Consider the following 19,978-nt stretch of genomic DNA (forward strand, 5'->3'; position numbering starts at 1 on the left):
CGCAAGGAACGCCGTGCAGCCGATCGCGTGCAACCGTTCGGCTGACGGTTGAGGATCAATGCGCCACGGCACGCAGCCAGAATAGGAGACCCGGGGCCACCGTGCGGGACCCAAGCGCCGGTGCCGGCCACCCTGTCGGGTGTGCTACCGGTCCGCCGGTGACGATCGGAAGCGCGTAGCGCTAGCGCTCGCCCAACGAAACCGCTTGCGGCTCAACGGCTTCCGGCTCCTCGGCGTGTTCTTTGCGACCGCCGATCAACAGGCCGAGCAGCGCTCCCACGATGCAGATGACCACGGTGGCGCTGAAGATGTCGCCGTACATCATCGCGAACGCCTTGAGGTACATCGTCCCCTGCGCGGCGATCCGCTCCAGCAGGGAGGCGTTGGGCGGTATCGCAGCGGTCAGCCCCGCGACGATCTGGTTGAACCGGTAGAGGCCCCACGCGCTGAGCGCCGCGACCCCGATCAGCATGCCGGTCATCCGGGCCACCACCACGGCCGCCGAGGCGATGCCGTGCTGTGCCGACGGCACGACCCGCAGCGCCGCGGACGTCAGGGGCCCGATCACCAGGCCCAGGCCGATGCCGGCGACCAGAAGGTCGGCGTGCAACACGGGAACGCTGAACACCCCGAAGATGTCGTGCTTCTGGCTCAATACGTCCTGGCGCCAGTAGTGGATCAGCCAGTAACCGTAGGCCGCGATCAGCAGCCCGATGAACGTCATCACCCGGTCGCCCGCGCGGGTGGCGATCCAGCCGCCCAGCACGGCCCCGATCGGCAGCGCGATCAAGAACCACAACAACAAGCCGGCGGCCTGCGTCTGGTCCATCTGCAGCACGCCCTGGCCGAACAGCTCCACGTCGACCAGCGTCACCATCAGCGCCGCACCTGCGGCCAACGATGCGCCCAGCGCGGCCAGGAAGGGGCGGAAGTGCACCCCCGCCGGCTCGATCAGCCGGGTGCGCGAGAACCGTTCCCAGAGCAAAAACAGCACCGCGACGACGACCGCCCCGATGACCAGCGGGAGCCCGTAGCTCGGCAGGATCTGCTTGCCGTCGGGTTGCGGGTTGTACAGGCCGATGACGGCCAGGCCCAGGGCGACCGCGAGCAGCACTCCGCCGACCAGGTCGACCCGCTCGGGGTTCTCGACCTTCTCGTGCGACGGGAGGCTGAATTGGATCATCGCCATCGCGATCAGGGTGAGCGGCACGTTGATCCAGAACACGTAGCGCCAGTCGTGGAACAGGTACACGATGAAGATCCCGTACAGCGGGCCCAGCACGCTGCCGAGCTCCTGCGCGGCGCCGATGCCGCCCAGCACGCCGGCGCGGTTGCGCTGCGCCCACAGGTCGGCGCCCAGGGCGAGGGTGACCGGAAGCAGCGCGCCGCTGGCCACACCCTGGATGGTGCGGCCGGCGATCAGCAGGTGGAAATCGCCCCAGTGCCCGGCGAGGGCGGTCACCACCGAGCCCACCATGAACAGGGCCAGGCTGACCTGCAGCACCAGCTTGCGGCCGAACCGGTCCGAGGCCCGGCCCAGCAGCGGCATGGCGGCGATGTAGCCCAGCAGGTACATCGTGATGATCCACGTGATGCGCTGCAGCTGGTTGATGGGGATGTGAACGTCGCTCATGATGTCGCGCATGATCGTCACGACGACATAGGCGTCCAGCGCGCCCAGCAGCACCGCCAGACTGCCGGCGCTGATCGCGACGCGGCGTCCGGTCTGCGAACTCATGAACTCACCGGGGGCTTGGTGACCTGGACCTGCTCACCCCAGTTCGACAGGGTGACCTGAACGGAATTGCCCGAACTCTTCTGCATGTTCGCCTGCACCAGCTGGTGGTCGCCGCTCTCCTGGATCCACACCGTGCTGGGCACCGGCTGCGTCGCGTTGAACTGCGGCATGATCTTGTTCACCGCGTCCGCCGACACGTTGCCGCTGACCCGAATGGTGCTCTGCCCGTTGATGGTCTCGCGGCCCTCGGCCTTGGCGTTGCTGAAGTTGGCCAGCGCGTTGCCCAGCCCGGTGTCCGGGTTCAGCAGCACCGACACGTCGTAGATGTCGGAAGCCTTGCCGAAGTCGCTCCACTTGTTCGGCGTCAGGGTGGCGTACAGGGTGCCGTCGATGACCACGAAGTTGGCGTCGATGTCGGATCCACCCAGGGTGATGGTGGCGTTGCCCTTGGCGGCGGTGGCCGGCGCCGTGGTGAGGTCACCGGTGAGCGTCTTGATGGGCAGCCCCTGGATCTTGCCTTGGATCGACAGGACCAGGTGCACGCTCTTGACGGCCTTGGTGGCGTCGGCCGACTGCTTGACCAGGGTCGTGGCGTCGGGCAGCGGGGCGCCGCTCTGCTTTGAACCCGATGAACAGCCGGCGATCAAGGCGGTGGCGAGGGTCAGGGATGCGATGACGGCCGATAGACGGCGGCGGGTCTGCATACCTTGCATCGTAGAGGGTGCCGCCGGCCGGCTTTGGAGACGCGGGGGCCCGGCGCCCGCCCGGCGACGCCGGTTTGGGGCTGCTCACCAGCGCGACCGCCGCGTTTGGGCGTCCGATTAACCTGATGGCATGTTCACCGGAATTGTCGAGGAACTCGGAGAGGTGACGGGCCGCGACGTGCTGGCCGACGCCGCGCGGCTCACCATCCGCGGACCCGTCGTCACCTCGGACGCCGGGCACGGCGACTCGATCGCCGTCAACGGCGTCTGCCTGACCGTCGCGGAGCTGCTGCCCGACGGCCAGTTCACCGCCGACGTGATGGCCGAAACCCTCACCCGGTCGAACCTGGGCGCCCTGGAGGTCGGCAGCCCGGTCAACCTGGAGCGCGCCGCGGCGGTGAACAGCCGGCTCGGTGGGCACATCGTGCAGGGGCACGTGGACGGGACGGGTCAGGTGGTCAGCCGGTCGCCCTCCGAGCACTGGGAAGTGGTGCGGATCGAGATCCCCGCGGCGGTGGCGCGCTACGTCGTCGAGAAGGGATCGATCACCGTCGACGGCATCTCCCTGACGGTCTCCGGGCTCGGCCCCGACTGGTTCGAGGTTTCGCTGATCCCCACCACCCGGGAGCTGACCACGTTGGGTCGCGCCCCGGTCGGGACGCAGGTGAACCTGGAAGTCGACGTGATCGCGAAGTACGTAGAGCGGTTGCTCACCGCGCGATAAGCCTGCCGCCTCGGGTCAGCAGGGCTCGCCCGGCGGCGTCCAGTACGGCTCGCCGGACGGGGTGTAGCACGGCGGTGGTGCGTCGGGCGGCGGGACCGTCATCGCACCGGCGGGCAGCACCCAGTTACCCCAGCGCCCCGGGTCGGTGCAGCCACCGACGCTCACGTGCCGACCGCCGACGTCGGCGCACGCGTCGGCCGTGGCCCGTTGCGGGCAGGCGATGCCCGCTCCAAGTCCGGCCGCGAATATCGAGGTCACGACCGGTACCGCCAGTCTCACTGTGATGCTCATGCCGGTCAGAGTAGATTGCTGGCCGCGAATAGGGAGCCGTTTCGCCGCAGTCGGCCTATTGCTGGAGCCCACCCGCGGCCGGCGACCGCGAGCGGGGCGCTTTTGCCCGCGGTTCAGGCCGATGATGCAGTGCGAGCCGCGACGAATGTATAGGGCCACAACCTCCCGGGGTCGCCCGCGCCCGCGCGTCCCTGTGAACAGCATCGCAATAACCGGCCTCGCCCGGTGGTTCATACTGAATGCAAGACTTGGGCTCTTCCTGCGGACCCCTGAGACAGCAAGGTAGCGACGATGACGAGGTTGGACTCCGTCGAGAGGGCGGTTGCCGACATTGCGGCCGGTAAGGCCGTGGTCGTCATCGATGACGAGGATCGTGAGAACGAAGGCGATCTGATCTTCGCCGCCGAGAAGGCGACGCCGGAGATGGTGGCGTTCATGGTCCGCTACACCTCGGGCTACCTCTGCGTGCCGCTGGACGGCGCGATCTGCGACCGGCTGGGTCTGCTGCCCATGTACGCGGTGAACCAGGACAAGCACGGGACCGCCTACACCGTCACCGTCGACGCGAAAAACGGTGTGGGCACCGGAATCTCGGCCTCCGATCGGGCCACCACCATGCGGCTGCTGGCCGACCCCGCCAGCATCGCCAACGATTTCACCCGCCCGGGGCACGTGGTTCCGTTGCGCGCCAAGGACGGCGGCGTGCTGCGCCGGCCCGGGCACACCGAGGCCGCCGTCGACCTGGCCCGGATGGCCGGGTTGCAGCCGGCCGGCGCGATCTGCGAGATCGTCAGCCAAAAGGACGAAGGCTCGATGGCGCAGACCGATGAGCTCCGGGTCTTCGCCGACGAGCACGACCTCGCACTGATCACCATCGCCGACCTCATCGAGTGGCGACGCAAGCACGAGAAGCACATCGAGCGGATCGCCGAGGCCCGCATACCGACCCGGCACGGCGAGTTTCGTGCCATCGGCTACGCCAGCATCTACGAGGACGTCGAACACGTCGCGCTGGTGCGCGGCGAGATCGCCGGGCCGAACGCCGACGGCGACGACGTCTTGGTGCGCGTGCACTCCGAGTGCCTGACCGGTGACGTGTTCGGCTCCCGGCGCTGCGATTGTGGGCCCCAACTGGACGCCGCGATGGCGATGGTCGCGCGGGAGGGGCGAGGCATCGTGCTGTACATGCGCGGCCACGAGGGCCGCGGCATCGGCCTGATGCACAAGCTGCAGGCCTACCAGCTGCAGGACGCCGGCGAGGACACCGTCGACGCCAATCTCAAACTCGGATTGCCCGCTGACGCAAGGGATTACGGAATCGGGGCGCAGATCCTGGTCGACCTCGGGGTGCGCTCGATGCGGCTGCTGACCAACAATCCGGCCAAGCGCGTCGGGCTGGACGGCTACGGCCTGCACATCATCGAGCGGGTGCCGCTGCCCGTCCGCGCCAACGCCGAGAACATCCGCTACCTGATGACCAAGCGCGACAAGATGGGCCACGACCTGGCCGGTCTCGACGACTTCCACGAATCGGTTCACCTGCCGGGCGAATTCGGCGGCGCCCTGTGACCGCCGGCGACGACGCAGCGGGGGCGCCTCCCGCTGGTGGGGGACGGCGCAGGTGAGCGGTAGCGGGGAGCCGGACATCCCGGCGCTCGACGCGTCCGGCCTGCGCGTCGGCATCGTGGCCAGCACCTGGCACAGCAAGATCTGCGAAGCGCTGCTGGACGGCGCCCGCCGGGTTGCCGCCGAGTCGGGCATCGACAACCCGACGGTGGTCCGCGTGCTGGGCGCCATCGAGCTCCCGGTGGTGGCACAGGAGCTCGCTCGCAACCACGACGCGGTCATCGCCCTCGGCGTCGTGATCCGCGGGGGAACACCGCACTTCGAGTACGTCTGCGACGCCGTGACCCAGGGCTTGACCCGGGTAGCGCTGGACGCCTCGACGCCGGTCGCCAACGGGGTGCTGACGACCAACACCGAGCAGCAGGCGCTTGATCGCGCCGGGCTTCCGGAATCGGTCGAAGACAAGGGCGCCCAGGCGGCCGGGGCGGCATTGACCGCGGCGCTGACGCTGCGTGAGTTGCGCGCTCGGTCGTGACCACGAGCGAGGGCTGGGACGTCGAGTTGCGTCCCCACCGCACACCGATATTCGTCTACGTCGCGGCGTTCACCATCGCCGCGGTGCACATCGCGATCGGCTTCCTGCTCAAGGTCGGATCCACCGGGGTGGTGTTCCAGACCACCGACCAGGTGGCGATGGCCCTGCTCGGCCTGGTGCTCGCCGGGCTGGTGCTGCTGTTCGCCCGGCCGCGGCTGCGGATCGGGGCGGCGGGAATCTCCGTGCGTAACCTGTTGGGCGACAAGCTCATCGAGTGGCCGGACGTCGCCGGCGTCTCGTTCCCGGTGGGCAACCGGTGGGCGCGCGTCGATCTACCCGACGACGAATACATTCCCGTGATGGCCATCCAGGCCGTCGACAAGGAACGCGCGGTCAACGCCATGGACACCGTGCGGTCGCTGCTGGCGCAGTACCGGCCCGACCTTCCTACGCACTGAAGGGAGCTATCCGTGCCGGCACGGATAGCTCCCTTCAGGTGAGCGGGTCAGAAGTTCTTACAGTCGGTCATCATCTGCTGGAAGATCGGCAAAGCCTGCTGCGCGCCCTGGTTGTGCTCGATGGCGTGCAGCAGGTTCACGCGCTGATCCGGCGACGACGCCAGGTACTGCTGCAAGAACTGCTGGTTCGGCGGCGACTGGTCGAGGTACTGAGCGGCCATCGGGTTTTCCGCGTGCACCGCCCGCATCGCCTGGTCGTAGCTGCAGGTCGTGTTGATCATCGGGCCGTAGTCGGGGGCCGCGGATGCGACCCCAGCTGCGGCGGTCGACGCCAATGCCAGGCCGCCGACCCCCATCGCGATCCTGGTCAACGAGCGCTTGAACATCTGTGGACTCCCTCCATTGATTGCCACCCACTGTAACGTCCAGCTACCCCCTTGGTAACCAGAACAAACCGTCCACACCGCCGACCGGTCGTCATAATCCGAGGTCATTGGGCCTTTTCGGGAATTGGCGGATCGGTCGGTGGGCTACTTGTCTATCGAACAAGCGCTCGAATGCGTTACAGGATGTGCCCGAACCGGGGGCGGCGTTTTCGCCGCGTCGAGCCGTGCTCCCGCGGCGCCGGCGTGTCCCGGGCGGCTACTAGCCTGGATGAGTGCCAGATCCCGCCACGTACCGTCCCCCGCCCGGGTCCATCCCGGTCGAGCCGGGCGTCTACCGATTCCGGGACGCGCACGGGCGAGTCATCTACGTCGGGAAGGCCAAGAGCCTGCGCAGCAGGCTGACGTCCTACTTCGCCGACATCGCAAGCCTGCATCCGCGCACCCGGCAGATGGTGACCACCGCCGCCAAGGTCGAGTGGACCGTGGTCAACACCGAAGTCGAGGCGTTGCAGCTCGAATACAACTGGATCAAAGAGTTCGACCCCCGCTTCAACGTCCGCTACCGCGACGACAAGTCGTACCCGGTGCTGGCCGTCACCCTCAACGAGGAATTTCCGCGGCTGATGGTCTATCGCGGTCCGCGCCGCAAGGGGGTCCGCTATTTCGGGCCCTACTCCCACGCCTGGGCGATCCGGGAGACGCTGGACCTGCTCACCCGCGTTTTCCCGGCCCGCACGTGCTCGGCCGGTGTGTTCAAGCGGCACAAGCAGATCGACCGTCCGTGCCTGCTCGGCTACATCGACAAATGCTCGGCGCCCTGTATCGGGCGGGTCAGCGCCGAGCAGCACCGCCAGATCGTGGACGACTTCTGCGACTTCCTGTCCGGCAAGACCGACCGCTTCGCCCGCGAGCTGGAACAGCGGATGCAGGCCGCATCCGACGAACTCGACTTCGAGCGCGCCGCGCGGCTGCGGGACGACCTGGGGGCGCTCAAGCGCGCGATGGAGAAGCAGGCGGTGGTGCTCGGTGACGGCACCGACGCCGACGTCGTCGCCTTCGCCGACGACGAGTTGGAGGCCGCGGTTCAGGTGTTTCACGTCCGCGGCGGCCGGGTGCGCGGCCAGCGCGGCTGGATCGTCGAAAAGTCCGCGGAGGCCGGTGATTCCGGCGAGGAGCAGTTGGTGGAGCAGTTCCTGACGCAGTTCTACGGGGAGCAGGCCGAACTGGGTGGCCACGACAACCAAGGGGCCGACGAAGCCGCCAACCCGGTGCCGCGCGAGGTGCTGGTGCCCTGCCTGCCGTCCAACTCCGATGAACTGGCCAGCTGGCTCTCCGGCCTGCGTGGCTCCCGGGTCGTGCTGCGGGTGCCGCGCCGTGGTGACAAACGGGCGCTGGCCGAGACGGTGCAACGCAACGCCAAAGAGGCTCTGCAACAACACAAGCTGAGGCGCGCCGGCGACTTCAACGCCAGATCTGCTGCGCTGCAGAACATTCAGGAGGCGCTGGGGCTGGCCGACGCGCCGCTGCGCATCGAATGCGTCGACATCAGCCACGTGCAGGGCACCGACGTGGTGGGCTCGTTGGTGGTGTTCGAGGACGGCCTGCCACGCAAGTCGGACTACCGCCACTTCGGGATCCGGGAGGCCGCCGGGCAGGGACGCTCCGACGACGTCGCCTCGATCGCCGAGGTGACCCGCCGCCGGTTCGCGCGACACCTCAGCGAACAGAACGACCCGAATATGCTTTCCCCCGAAGGGAAGTCGCGCCGATTCGCCTATCCGCCCAACCTCTACGTCGTCGACGGTGGCGCGCCGCAGGTCAACGCGGCCAGCGCCGTGCTCGAAGACCTCGGCATCACCGATGTCGCGGTGATCGGCCTGGCCAAGCGCCTGGAAGAGATATGGGTGCCCTCCGAGCCGGACCCCGTCATCATGCCGCGCAACAGCGAAGGGCTTTATCTGCTGCAACGAATTCGCGACGAGGCGCATCGGTTCGCCATCACCTACCATCGCAGCAAGCGATCTAAGCGAATGACCGCCTCAGCGCTGGATTCGGTGCCAGGATTGGGGGAACATCGCCGCAAGGCGCTGGTAACCCATTTCGGATCCATAGCCCGCCTCAAGGAGGCCACCGTCGACCAGATCACGGCCGTTCCCGGAATCGGTGTGGCCACCGCCACCGCCGTTCTGGAGGCGCTGCGACCGGAGCAGCCCGGAGAAGCCGAATGACGGGTGAAGTGGCGGAGGGCCACCCGGTGGAGGCCCGCCCCGAAGGCGGGGCCGGCATCGACGTCGTTCTGGTGACCGGATTGTCGGGCGCCGGGCGGGGTACCGCGGCCAAGGTGCTCGAGGACCTGGGCTGGTACGTGGCCGACAACCTGCCGCCCCAGCTGATCACGCGGATGGTGGACTTCGGCATGGACGCAGGATCTCGGATCACCCGGTTGGCGGTGGTGATGGACGTGCGGTCGCGCGGCTTCACCGGCGACCTCGACGAGGTGCGCAACGAGTTGGCCACCCGCAACATCACCCCGCGCGTGGTGTTCATGGAGGCCTCCGACGACATGCTGGTGCGCCGCTACGAGCAGAACCGCCGCAGCCACCCGTTGCAGGGCGAGGCGACCCTGGCGGAGGGCATCGCCGCCGAGCGCCGGATGCTGGCCCAGGTGCGCGCCACGGCCGATCTGATCATCGACACGTCGACCCTGTCCGTGCGCGGGTTGCGGGAGAGCATCGAGCGCGCGTTCGGCGGCGACGCCGGCACGTCGATCAGCGTCACCGTCGAATCGTTCGGCTTCAAGTACGGCCTGCCGATGGACGCCGACATGGTGATGGACGTACGTTTCCTGCCCAACCCGCACTGGGTCGACGAGCTGCGCCCGCTCACCGGGCAGGACCCCGCGGTGAGCGAGTACGTTTTGAGTCAGCCCGGGGCCGCGGACTTCCTCGACGCCTACCACCGGTTGCTGTCCCTGGTCGTCGACGGCTACCGCCGGGAGGGCAAGCGCTACATGACGGTGGCGATCGGCTGCACCGGCGGCAAGCATCGCAGTGTCGCGATCGCCGAGGCGCTGATGGGGCTGCTGAAGGCCAATCCTCAACTGTCGGTGCGGGTGCTGCACCGGGATCTGGGCCGCGAATGAGCGGGCCGACGAATCACGGCATCGTCGCCCTGGGCGGCGGCCACGGCCTGTACGCGACGCTGTCCGCGGCCCGCCGGCTCACCCCACACGTGACCGCCGTGGTGACCGTCGCGGACGACGGCGGTTCGTCGGGGCGGCTGCGTAGCGAATTGGATGTGGTGCCACCGGGCGACCTGCGAATGGCGTTGGCGGCCCTGGCATCTGACAGCCCCCACGGGCGGCTGTGGGCGACCATCCTGCAACACCGATTCGGCGGCAACGGGGCGTTGGCCGGGCACCCGATCGGCAACCTGCTGCTCGCCGGGCTGTCCGAGGTGCTGGCCGATCCGGTGGCCGCCCTCGACGAGCTCGGCCGCATCCTGGGCGTCAAGGGCCGCGTCCTGCCGATGTGCCCGATCGCGTTGCAGATCGAGGCCGACGTCTCCGGCCTGGAGACCGATCCGCGGATGTTCCGGCTCATTCGCGGCCAGGTGGCGATCGCCACCACCCCGGGCAAGGTGCGCCGGGTGCGGCTGCTCCCGTCCGACCCGCCGGCGACCCGGCAGGCCGTCGACGCCATCATGGCCGCCGACCTGGTGGTGCTAGGTCCCGGCTCGTGGTTCACCAGCGTGATCCCGCATGTCCTGGTGCCGGGCCTGGCTGCGGCGCTGCGGGCGACCACGGCCCGTCGGGCGCTGGTGCTCAATCTGGTGGCCGAGCCGGGGGAGACGGCGGGCTTCTCCGTCGAACGTCATCTGCACGTGTTGGCCCAGCACGCACCGGGGTTCACCGTGCACGACATCATCATCGACGCCGAACGGGTGCCCGGCGAGCGGGAGCGGGAGCACCTGCGCCGCACCGCGATGCTGCTTCAAGCCGAGGTCCACTTCGCCGATGTGGCCAGACCTGGTACACCTTTACATGATCCGGGCAAACTCGCGGCGGCCCTGGACGGGGTCCGGACGGCCCACAAGGCTCCGGGAGCGCCTCCGGTCACGGCCACCGCGGATATTCGGGTCGACAGTGCAAGTCCACAGACCGGTGGGAGCGGACCGGCTGGCAGCGGACCAAGGGGTGACGACGCGTGGCGATGACGACCGAAGTCAAGGACGAGCTCAGCCGCCTGGTCGTGAAGTCGGTCAGCGCGCGCCGGGCGGAGGTCACGTCGCTGCTCAGGTTCGCCGGCGGGTTGCACATCGTCGGCGGTCGCGTGGTGGTGGAGGCCGAGGTGGACCTCGGCAACGTCGCGCGCCGGCTACGCAAGGACATCTTCGAGCTCTACGGCTACAACGCCGTCGTGCATGTGTTGTCGGCCAGCGGGATTCGCAAGACCACCCGCTACGTGCTGCGGGTGGCCAACGACGGTGAGGCGCTGGCCCGCCAGACCGGACTGCTCGACAACCGCGGCCGGCCGGTGCGCGGTCTGCCCGCCCAAGTCGTGGGCGGCAGCGTCGCCGACGCCGAAGCCGCCTGGCGCGGGGCCTTCCTGGCGCACGGTTCGCTGACCGAGCCGGGACGGTCGTCGGCCCTGGAGGTCAGCTGCCCCGGCCCGGAGGCCGCCCTGGCGCTGGTGGGCGCGGCGCGCCGGCTCGGGGTCAGCGCGAAGGCCCGCGAGGTCCGCGGCGCCGACCGGGTGGTGGTGCGTGACGGCGAGGCGATCGGCGCGTTGCTGACCCGGATGGGCGCCCAGGACACCCGGCTCATCTGGGAGGAGCGCCGGATGCGCCGCGAGGTGCGTGCGACGGCCAACCGCCTCGCCAACTTCGACGACGCCAACCTGCGCCGCTCGGCCCGGGCCGCGGTCGCGGCGGCCGCCCGGGTGGAACGCGCACTCGAGATCCTCGGCGACACGGTCCCCGACCACCTGGCCTCGGCCGGCAAGCTGCGGGTCGAGCACCGGCAGGCGTCGCTGGAGGAGCTCGGCCGGCTCGCCGATCCGCCGATGACGAAAGACGCTGTGGCGGGCCGAATTCGGCGATTGCTGTCGATGGCCGACCGCAAGGCGAAGATCGAGGGCATCCCGGACACCGAATCGGCGGTCACGCCCGATCTGCTGGAAGACGCTTGACCCGGACAGCGGCTTGTAGCGGGGGCGCGACGCTGAGCTAACCGCCGCCCTGTCCCTGGCAAATCCCGTTCGAGCGCATGAGTGATCACGCCGGCAATGCTTGCCCCGCGTGATTGGTGCCAAACAATCCGGGACTGGCAGCGCTGATCTACATTCCACATTCAATTCACATAGATCATGTAATTCATAAATTCGCTCTTTGGTGACATGCAATCCCATTTCGGGCGCTTAGGCGGCTGACTGCGGCACGCCCGCTCCGCTGTTACGCAAGCCGGTGACTGGCGAATTCATACAACGCACATATCTTCTCTGAAGATCATATGAGTTTCGGACGTGTCGGTCTTCGGTGAGTCACGCGGGCGCAGGTAACCCGTGCCACGGCGAATCCGTTGGGGCCAGACGCAACTCATGGCCAGGTACTGCTCCGTCGCCCCGTCCCGTGGAGGCGTCCGGCAGCGGTCTCATTTCGCCGTGATCGCAATTTATGCTCGTGAGATTTTTATTCATCCGCCGGCGCTTCCCGGGCTTCCCACTCGCATTTTCACCAAGTATTCATGCGGTCGCCTTGTCCGATTCGCGCGAGGTAGGGAGGTTTATCGCCGTTTTGCGTGCCGGGCCCACTCAGAAGCGGTCGTCCACCCCGGGCGCTGCGACGGTGCCGAACCGGGCGAGTCGGGCGGAAGGCATTTCGGCCGCGGCTGGCTAGTGTCCTGTCTGCAAGGAATCGCCCGCTCGCCAGCAAATTCTCTTATCCCGTTTCGGCGGCGGCACGAAGGGCTCGATTGGCGGCGTTCGGCTGGTCGGCGGACGCAAGCACAGGGCCGGCGGTGGCGACACTGCCGGAGGCGGAGGATGGCATGGATTTCGGGGCGTTACCGCCGGAGATCAACTCCGGCAGGGTCTATTCAGGGCCGGGGCCGGCGCCGCTGCTGGCGGCGGCGGCTTCCTGGGACGGTTTGGCGGCCGAATTACGTTCGGCAGCAGGGTCTTACGGTTCCACGATCTCGGAGCTGAGAGCCCTCTGGCGCGGGCCCGCGTCGACGACGATGGCGACCGCGGCGACGACCTACATCGCGTGGCTAGACGGTACCGCCGTGCAGGCCGAGCAGACCGCCGTGCAGGCCAAGGCGGCCGCGGCCGCCTACGAAGCCGTCTTCGCGGCCACCGTCCCGCCCCCGGTGGTCGCGGCCAACCGGGCCTTGCTGGCCTCGCTGATCGCGACCAACATCCTGGGTCAAAACACCCCGGCGATCGCGGCCACCGAGGCGCAGTACGCCGAGATGTGGGCGCAGGACGCGGGCGCCATGTATGCCTATGCCGCCTCGTCGGCGGCGGCGGCGCAACTGACACCGTTCGCGGCGCCGGCGCCGACCACCGACGGCAGCGCGGAGGCCGACCAGTCGGCCGCGGTGGCCTCCGCGCTCGGGTCGTCGAGCGCCTCGAGGGTGGAATCTGCGCTCTCGGAGGCGGTTTCGCAGGCGCCGGCCGGGCTGCAAAGCCTCGCGGTGAGCGCGGACGCGGTGACGACGCCGGCGGCCGCCCTGCCGTTGGGCCTGGCGGACATCACCGGGATCCTGAAGACCTTCAACAGCATCATGGGCACGATCTCCGGCCCGTACACCCCGCTCGGGGTGGCCAACCTCGCGAAGAACTGGTACCAGATCGCCCTCAGCATCCCGAGCGTGGGGACGGGCATCCAAGGTATCGGGCCGCTATTGCACCCCAAAGCGCTCACCGGGGTCCTTGCGCCGCTGCTGCGCAGCGACCTGCTGACCGGCGCGGCCGCGTTGTCGAGTGCGAGTCCGGTTTCGGCCGCGACGGGTCAGGCCGGGCTGGTCGGGTCGTTGTCGGTGCCGGCTAATTGGGCGTCTGCCGTTCCCGCGATCCGCGCGGTGGCGGCCGAGCTGCCGGAGACGATCGTGGAAGCTGCTCCCGCGATGGCCGTGAACGGCCAACAAGGGATGTTCGGCCCGGCTGCCCTGTCAAGTCTGGCCGGACGTGCCATGGGGGACACCGCGACTCGCGCGGTCGCCGGGTCGACCGTTCGCGTGCCGGGTGCCGTCGCCGTCGACGACATCGCGACCACGTCCACCGTCATCGTGATCCCGCCGAACGCCAAATGAGAAAGGGTGCGGCAATGGTCTTCAGCGATTTCGCAACGCTGCCACCGGAGGTGATCTCCACCCAGATCTATGCGGGCCCGGGCGCCGCGCCGCTGCTGGCCGCCGCCGCGGCCTGGGACACGCTGGCCGCCGAGTTGCACTCCACCGCCGCCTCTTACGGCACGGTGATCTCGGACCTCGTCGGCGAGGCCTGGCAGGGTCCGTCGGCGGAGTCGATGGCCGCGGCGGTAGCACCGTATCTCGCGTGGATGTCGACCACCGCGGGCCAAGCCGAGCAGACCGGCGCCCAGGCCCGCGCCGCGGCCGCCGCCTACGAAGCCGCCTTGGCCGCGACCGTGCCGCCGCAGCTCGTCGCGGCGAACCGCATCGCGTTGGCCGAACTGTTGCAGACGAACCTACTGGGGCAGAACGACGCGGCGATCGCGGCGATCGAAGACGAGTACGGCCAGATGTGGGCCCAGGATGTCGCCGCCATGTTCAGCTACGCCGGCGCGTCGGAATCGGCCGGTGAGCTGACCGCTTTCGAGGGGGCGCCGGCCACCACCAACGACGGCGGGCCGGCGGCCCAGGCGGCCGCCAAGGCCGCGTCAGAGCCCACGTCGTTGTCATCCTGGCTGAAACAGATCGAGGACTACCTCACCTCGCTCACCGGCCAGTACACCAAGTTCTGGCAGCAGCTGATCGGGGGAGTTACGGGAAGCCCGGACGTGGCACCCCTGTGGGAAACGTTGTATTCCAGCATTTCCCAAATCGGCACGCAGGCGACGTGGACCAACGTCACCAACGCCAGCATCGGCCTGGGCGTCTCCCAGTGGAAGAACTTCTTCATCTACGCGCCGTGGAGCGCCGCGATGTCGAAGAGCGCGCTGGGCGCCGGTCTGGCATCGCCGGGCCACGTTGCCGGGGTCGCGGCCAGGCCGGTGTCGGCGGTGCTGGGCAACGCGCCGGCGGTGGGGAAGCTTTCGGTGCCGCCGGGCTGGGCGGCCGCGGCCCCGGCGATCCGGCTGGCCGCCCTGCCCGGCACCAGCGTGGCCGCGGCCGCGGCGACGGATTTCCCCGGCCTGGTCAACGAGGCGACGTTGGGCAGCCTGGCCGGCGGCGCGCTGGGCGGCCCGGCGGCGCGCGTGGTCAGCTCGACCGGCGTCCAGCAGACCCGCGTCGGCACCGGCGAGCGGCGCACCCCACCGGTCAAGCTCGACCGCATCATCGCCCAGCTCCAGGAGATGCCCGACCAGGTGCAGCACTGGAACGTCGACGAGGCCGGGCTCGATGACCTGGTCGCCAAACTCAGAACGACGCCGGGCGTGCACGCCGTGCACGTGACGGACGGCGCGGAGGTCGCGGTCGGCGGCGCCGAAGCCAAGTCGGGATAGTTGGGGCGCAACGGGTTTCGCGTCGTGATCGCGGGCCGGGCCGGGCCATAGCGGGCAATCCGCACGAAGGAGGACTGATGAGACTGTTGTTAGCGCTTCTCGGTGTGTCGCTGGGCATCGTTGCCGCGGCGCCCGCGCACGCCATCCCCGGGGAGGACGAAGCGGCGACCGACGAGAACAACGAGGTCTTCATCGCCGACCTGCACAGGGTGGGGATCAGTTTCGCGGACCCCGATCAAGCCGTCGCCGCCGGAAAGGCGGTGTGCGGCCTGATCTCTCGTGGCGTGTCCGGCCTTCAGCTGCTCAATGACCTGCGGGACAACAATCCCGCGCTGACGACCAACGGTGCCGCCCAGTTCGCGACGATATCAGCGAAGTCGTTCTGCCCGCGACAACTCGACGCTTCCGCGAAGAGCTAGGCGGTGCCTGAAACGCCAAGTAGCCAACGCCGCGGTATGAGTCGCGGTCGATAAGCACTCACGTTCCCCCGTCGCAGAGAAAACCCGATGTCGCAACACAAGTCGCCAGCCATTCAGCTGGAGCCGGTGCTGGATTCCGGTGCCCTGCCGCCGGAAGCCATTTCCGGTCGAATGCATTCGGGGCCCGGCGCCGAATCGATGATGGAAGCCGCCAGGGCGTGGGAAGTGCTCGCTGCTCAACTCGGTGAGATGGCAGAGAAATACCGGGCGGTGATCTCCGAGCTGGGTGTGGCGGAACAGAACGCTTCGGTGAGGGCGATAACTCAAGCCCTCGCCGCCCACGCGGCGTGGCTCGACGCCACCGCTGCCCAGGCCCGGCAGACGGCCACCCAGGCCGGGGCGGCCGCAAGCGCTTACGGTCTGACCCGTGCGGCGGCAGCGGCGCCTGGTGCGATCATCGCCAACCGGCTGCGGCGGATCTGGCTGGCCGCGGCGAACTGCCTAGGCCAGCTGAGTCCGGCCATCGCCGACGCCGACGCCGACTACGACCGGATGTGGGCCCAAGACACCGCCGCTCTGGTTGCCTACGCCCGCGCCTCGGCGGCCATCACGCTTACACCATTCAGTTCGCCTTGCGCTCGTCTGAGCGAGACGACGCGCCACGCTGCGGCGGTCACCGAGCCGTCCCGTCGATGGCGCCTGACGGTGGCGCCGGAGGTCATATCGACTGGGGCGCAGGTGATCTCGACCATCTCCGAAGCGCTCGATGCGCTGGCCTCCTCGCCGCTGGCCTCCTTCGACGTGGCCCTGCTGCCGAAAACGGCGGCCCTGTCCAGGTTGAGTTCACTGTCGGCGCCGCTGGACGTCGCGCTCAACCACCTGAGTTCCCTCAACAAGGCCGCCGCGCTGGATAGGGCCTCGGCCGTGCGGTCCCGGTGGGTTACCGCGTCCGGCGCGGACGACGCCGCGACGCGTGTGAGCGTCGGTAACCGCGCAGCGGTGGGGGCCTTGTCGGTCCCCAGGGCGTGGACTCGGTCGATGCCAAGCCCCCCATGGCCGAGTCCGCAAGCGAGTCCCGTCGATCGAAGCCAGTGAGCCATCCGCGGCCGACGAGTTGCGGCGCAAGGGTTCCCGTCATTCGCCGCCGCTGTGCGCGCGACGCATGACGTCAACCGCGGACCTCGCGTGCCGGCGGTGCCCGCCGGCGTCCGTCGGCACCTTTGCGCGGCGGGCTCCTCGGGACCGGTCCCGAACGGCGCAGGCGGTCGCAACGACCTGGCGACCGGGCGGATGCGCGCCCGGCTCAGCCTGCGGGTAGTTTGTTTGCCATTGCTGGTCGCGACGGGGGTCGGGGGGCTACGGTCGGGGGATGAAACGGCTCTCGAGTGTTGATGCGGCGTTCTGGTCAGCCGAGACTGCGGGCTGGCACATGCATGTGGGCGCGCTCGCGATCTGCGACCCGAAGGACGCACCGGAGTACAACTTCCAGCGGCTGCGCGAACTGATCATCGAACGGCTGCCGGAGCTGCCGCAGCTGCGGTGGCGGGTCACCGGGGCGCCGCTCGGGCTGGACCGGCCGTGGTTCGTCGAGGACGAGGACCTGGACCCCGACTTCCACATCCGCCGCATCGCCGTCCCAGCGCCCGGCGGCCGGCGCGAGCTCGAGGAGCTGGTCGGCCGGTTGATGTCCTACAAGCTGGATCGTGCGCGGCCGCTGTGGGAGATGTGGGTGATCGAGGGGGTCGAGGGTGGCCGGATCGCTTCGCTGACCAAGATGCACCACGCCATCGTCGATGGCGTCTCGGGAGCCGGGCTGGGCGAAATTCTCTTGGACATCACCCCGGAACCTCGACCACCGCAACAGGAAACGGTGGGATCCCTGGTCGGCAACCGGATTCCGGGCATAGAGCGGCGGGCGGTGGGCGCGCTCATCAACGTCGGCGTCAAGACGCCCTTCCGCATCGCCCGACTGGTGGAGCAGACGGTGCGCCAGCAGATCGCCGCGCTCGGTGTGAGCGGCAGGCCCCCGCGCTATTTCGAAGCGCCCAAGACCCGGTTCAACGCGCCCGTGTCGCCGCACCGCCGGATCACCGGCTGCCGCGTGGAGCTGGCCCGGGCCAAGGCCGTCAAGGATGCCTATGGCGTCAAGCTCAACGACGTCGTGCTGGCGCTGGTGGCCGGTGCCGCCCGCGAGTACCTGCAGAAGCGGGGCGAGCTGCCCGCCAAACCGCTGATCGCCCAGATCCCCGTCTCCACCCGGACCGACGAGAACAAGGACGACGTCGGCAACCAGGTGAGCTCGATGACCGTGTCGCTGGCCACCGACGTCGAGGACCCCGCCGAGCGGCTCCGGGCCATCCACGAGAGCACCCAGAACGCCAAGCTGATGGCCAAGGCGTTGTCGGCGCACCAGATCATGGGGCTGACCGAGACCACCCCGCCGGGGCTGCTGCAGTTGGCCGCCCGCGCCTACACGGCTAGCGGGCTGTCGCGAAACCTGGCCCCCATCAACCTGGTTGTGTCCAACGTGCCGGGCCCACCGTTCCCGCTGTACATGGCCGGCGCCAAACTGGATTCGCTGGTGCCGCTGGGGCCGCCCGTCATGGACGTCGCCCTGAACATCACCTGCTTCTCCTACACCGACTACCTGGACTTCGGCTTCGTGACGACGCCCGAGGTCGCCAACGACATCGACGACATGGCCGACCGCATCGAGCCGGCGCTCACCGAACTGGAGAAGGCCGCCACCCGGGAGTGAGCCGGAAACCATCGAACGTGCCTTTCGCCGAGCGTCACGCTAGCGTGTCCGCCGCAAGCGACTATCACGCTAGCGTGACCGCGCGCCTGGCCAACGCGGCTCGTACCCGCCCGACGATGTCCGTGGGACGATCACCGACCACCACTCGAACGACGATCCAGCCCAGGCGCTCGAGCGTTTCGCGCCGCCTGATGTCCCACGTGTATTGCCAGCGATCCCGACGATGTTGCTCACCGTCGTACTCGGCTGCGACTTTGAAATCCTCCCACCCCATATCGAGGTAGTACGTTAGGTCGCCGAACTCGTCACTGACCGGGATCTGGGTTTGCGGTCGGGGCAGCCCCGCTTGGATCAGCAACAGTCGCACCCACGTTTCCTTCGGGGACTGCGCGCCGGCGTCAGCGAGACTGATCGCATTGCGCGCCGACCGAATGCCGGGTCGCCCCGCGTATCGCTCAGCGAGCAACTCGATCTCAGCCTCCTTGCAGTTCGTTGCGCGAAGCAGGTCGTCGATCGCGGCCACAGCGTCGTTCGTCGGATGCCAGCATCCCAGATCGACGGCGGTACGGGCCGGCGTGGTCACGGGAACACCGTCGAACAGCGTGATTTCGTCGTCTTCTAGGGGACCACCGTGAACCCGTAGTCCGGGCAATGGGTTTCTGTTGCTATGGAGGATCTCAATCGGTGCCGTGGCGTCGACCCACTGGGCACCATGAACGGCGGCAGCCGACAGGCCCGCGACAACGCCCCGCCGACGCGACCACAGCCATGCCGCGCGGGCTCGGATAAGAGGGGTGAGTTCGGCGCGAGGGTCGACATAGACGTCGCGAAACAACTTCCGGTAGTGAGTGCGCAAAGCGCTCTTGACGACATCTCCATTCGAGACTGCCTCACTGCCGATGAAAGGCTCCGCCATCGCGGCAGCGTCGCACAAACCGCAACGAACGTCAGGTCAGTAGGGCCCGGCTATCCACAATCGGCCACGCCAGCGTGACCCTCGCGCCCCTGAGCCACGCTGGCGTGACGCTGGGCGGAGGGGGCGTGACGCTGGGGGCGCCAGCCCCGGCCTAGTCGCGCTCGGGCGGGTTCGTCGCGTACACCCAGGACAGGAACCGGGCGACAGCCTCCGCGGACCGATGCGCCCGCGGGGAACTGAAAATGTCGAAAGCGTGTTGCGCGTTGGGCAATTCGGCGTAGGCGACCGGCGACTTCGACACCGCCCGCAGCTCCTCGATGAACTCGTGGGCCTCCCCGACGGGAATCAGCGAATCGTCGCAGCCGTGCAGGACGAAGAACGGTGGCGCGTCGGCCCGCAGCCGCCGGATCGGCGAGGCGTCGACGTAGACGTCGCGGTGCGCGTCGTATTCCCGCTTCACCACGAACTTTTCGAGCAGCGAGACGAATTCGGGTCGGCCCTCGCCCTCGGTGGAGAACCAGTCGTAGCGGCCGTAGATCGGGACGGCGGCCGCCACCGACGTGTCGGCGTCCTCGAAGCCCGGCTGGAATTGCGGGTCGTTGGGGGTCAGCGCCGCCAGCGCGCACAGGTGCCCGCCCGCCGAGCCGCCGGTGACCGCGACGAAGTCGGGATCACCGCCGTAGTCCGCGATGTTCTCCTTGACCCAGGCCAGCGCCCGTTTGACGTCGACGATGTGGTCGGGCCAGGTGTGGCGGGGGGAGACGCGGTAGCCGATGGACACGCACACCCAGCCGCGCG

At 68.8% G+C, this 19,978-nt stretch carries 19 protein-coding genes; 13 read left to right on the forward strand and 6 right to left on the reverse strand.

All coding sequences use genetic code 11. From position 1 onward, the window contains the following. Positions 1-181: 181 nt before the first annotated feature. The gene (locus A5704_RS22120) at positions 182-1,738 is read right to left on the reverse strand and encodes an MFS transporter (RefSeq protein ID WP_067891066.1); all 1,557 of its coding nucleotides are present in this window, start codon (positions 1,736-1,738) and stop codon (positions 182-184) included. After that, positions 1,735-2,442: an LppX_LprAFG lipoprotein gene (locus tag A5704_RS22125; protein ID WP_067891069.1), complete on the reverse strand. Its 708-nt coding sequence runs from the start codon at positions 2,440-2,442 to the stop codon at positions 1,735-1,737. Before A5704_RS22125 ends, A5704_RS22120 begins: the two co-directional genes overlap by 4 nt. Before the next feature lie 130 nt (positions 2,443-2,572). Between A5704_RS22125 and A5704_RS22130 the strand changes: the two genes are divergently transcribed. After that, a complete protein-coding gene (locus tag A5704_RS22130; protein ID WP_067891072.1) occupies positions 2,573-3,166 on the forward strand; it encodes a riboflavin synthase in 594 nt (197 codons plus the stop codon). Between the two features lie 15 nt (positions 3,167-3,181). Here A5704_RS22130 and A5704_RS22135 read toward each other — a convergent pair whose 3' ends face one another. After that, positions 3,182-3,457: a hypothetical protein gene (locus A5704_RS22135; RefSeq protein WP_067891074.1), complete on the reverse strand. Its 276-nt coding sequence runs from the start codon at positions 3,455-3,457 to the stop codon at positions 3,182-3,184. 291 nt (positions 3,458-3,748) lie between these two features. On the opposite strand from A5704_RS22135, the gene A5704_RS22140 reads away from it, so the two are divergent. The 3 genes from A5704_RS22140 to A5704_RS22150 are packed head-to-tail and all read left to right on the forward strand — an operon-like array spanning position 3,749 to position 6,016. Continuing rightward, complete coding sequence (locus A5704_RS22140; protein ID WP_067752970.1) at positions 3,749-5,026, forward strand: bifunctional 3,4-dihydroxy-2-butanone-4-phosphate synthase/GTP cyclohydrolase II; 1,278 nt, start codon at positions 3,749-3,751, stop codon at positions 5,024-5,026. A 52-nt stretch (positions 5,027-5,078) separates the two neighbouring features. Further along, positions 5,079-5,558 (forward strand): 6,7-dimethyl-8-ribityllumazine synthase, encoded by a 480-nt coding sequence (ribH, locus tag A5704_RS22145; protein WP_067275845.1) that lies wholly within the window; start codon positions 5,079-5,081, stop codon positions 5,556-5,558. Beyond that, positions 5,555-6,016, forward strand: a complete 462-nt coding sequence (locus A5704_RS22150) for a PH domain-containing protein (RefSeq protein WP_067891077.1) — start codon at positions 5,555-5,557, stop codon at positions 6,014-6,016. Before ribH ends, A5704_RS22150 begins: the two co-directional genes overlap by 4 nt. Positions 6,017-6,063: 47 nt before the next feature. On the opposite strand, the gene A5704_RS22155 is transcribed toward A5704_RS22150, so the two are convergent. Next, complete coding sequence (locus A5704_RS22155) at positions 6,064-6,402, reverse strand: hemophore-related protein (RefSeq protein ID WP_067275840.1); 339 nt, start codon at positions 6,400-6,402, stop codon at positions 6,064-6,066. A gap of 272 nt (positions 6,403-6,674) precedes the next feature. On the opposite strand from A5704_RS22155, the gene uvrC reads away from it, so the two are divergent. From uvrC to A5704_RS22200, 9 genes are all read left to right on the forward strand, one after another. Then, positions 6,675-8,630: an excinuclease ABC subunit UvrC gene (uvrC, locus tag A5704_RS22160; protein WP_067752976.1), complete on the forward strand. Its 1,956-nt coding sequence runs from the start codon at positions 6,675-6,677 to the stop codon at positions 8,628-8,630. Next, positions 8,627-9,544: an RNase adapter RapZ gene (rapZ, locus tag A5704_RS22165; RefSeq protein WP_067752979.1), complete on the forward strand. Its 918-nt coding sequence runs from the start codon at positions 8,627-8,629 to the stop codon at positions 9,542-9,544. Before uvrC ends, rapZ begins: the two co-directional genes overlap by 4 nt. After that, positions 9,541-10,617 carry a uridine diphosphate-N-acetylglucosamine-binding protein YvcK gene (gene yvcK, locus A5704_RS22170; RefSeq protein ID WP_067752982.1) on the forward strand — a complete coding sequence of 359 codons (1,077 nt, stop codon included), beginning with the start codon at positions 9,541-9,543 and terminating at the stop codon, positions 10,615-10,617. Before rapZ ends, yvcK begins: the two co-directional genes overlap by 4 nt. Continuing rightward, positions 10,614-11,591 (forward strand): DNA-binding protein WhiA, encoded by a 978-nt coding sequence (whiA, locus tag A5704_RS22175; protein ID WP_139272911.1) that lies wholly within the window; start codon positions 10,614-10,616, stop codon positions 11,589-11,591. The genes yvcK and whiA overlap by 4 nt, the downstream gene beginning before the upstream one ends. 857 nt (positions 11,592-12,448) lie before the next feature. Further along, the gene (locus A5704_RS22180) at positions 12,449-13,714 is read left to right on the forward strand and encodes a PPE family protein (RefSeq protein WP_067891088.1); all 1,266 of its coding nucleotides are present in this window, start codon (positions 12,449-12,451) and stop codon (positions 13,712-13,714) included. A gap of 14 nt (positions 13,715-13,728) precedes the next feature. Then, entirely contained in the window at positions 13,729-15,087 is a 1,359-nt protein-coding gene (locus A5704_RS22185; protein ID WP_067891079.1) for a PPE family protein, read from the forward strand. 77 nt (positions 15,088-15,164) lie between these two features. Further along, positions 15,165-15,506 carry a DUF732 domain-containing protein gene (locus tag A5704_RS22190; protein WP_067752988.1) on the forward strand — a complete coding sequence of 114 codons (342 nt, stop codon included), beginning with the start codon at positions 15,165-15,167 and terminating at the stop codon, positions 15,504-15,506. 87 nt (positions 15,507-15,593) lie between these two features. After that, on the forward strand, positions 15,594-16,601 hold the full coding sequence (locus A5704_RS22195; RefSeq protein ID WP_156670052.1) for a PPE family protein: 1,008 nt from the start codon (positions 15,594-15,596) through the stop codon (positions 16,599-16,601). 274 nt (positions 16,602-16,875) lie between these two features. Continuing rightward, a complete protein-coding gene (locus tag A5704_RS22200; protein WP_067752991.1) occupies positions 16,876-18,264 on the forward strand; it encodes a wax ester/triacylglycerol synthase family O-acyltransferase in 1,389 nt (462 codons plus the stop codon). Positions 18,265-18,328: 64 nt separating this feature from the next. On the opposite strand, the gene A5704_RS22205 is transcribed toward A5704_RS22200, so the two are convergent. Then, positions 18,329-19,180: a hypothetical protein gene (locus tag A5704_RS22205; RefSeq protein WP_067752994.1), complete on the reverse strand. Its 852-nt coding sequence runs from the start codon at positions 19,178-19,180 to the stop codon at positions 18,329-18,331. A 151-nt stretch (positions 19,181-19,331) separates the two neighbouring features. Further along, the coding region (locus tag A5704_RS22210) for an alpha/beta hydrolase (protein ID WP_156737730.1) at positions 19,332-19,978 on the reverse strand (647 nt) is incomplete at its 5' end.

Origin of the sequence: Mycobacterium sp. E735 (genome assembly GCF_001666955.1) — a bacterium.
Classification (GTDB): domain Bacteria; phylum Actinomycetota; class Actinomycetes; order Mycobacteriales; family Mycobacteriaceae; genus Mycobacterium.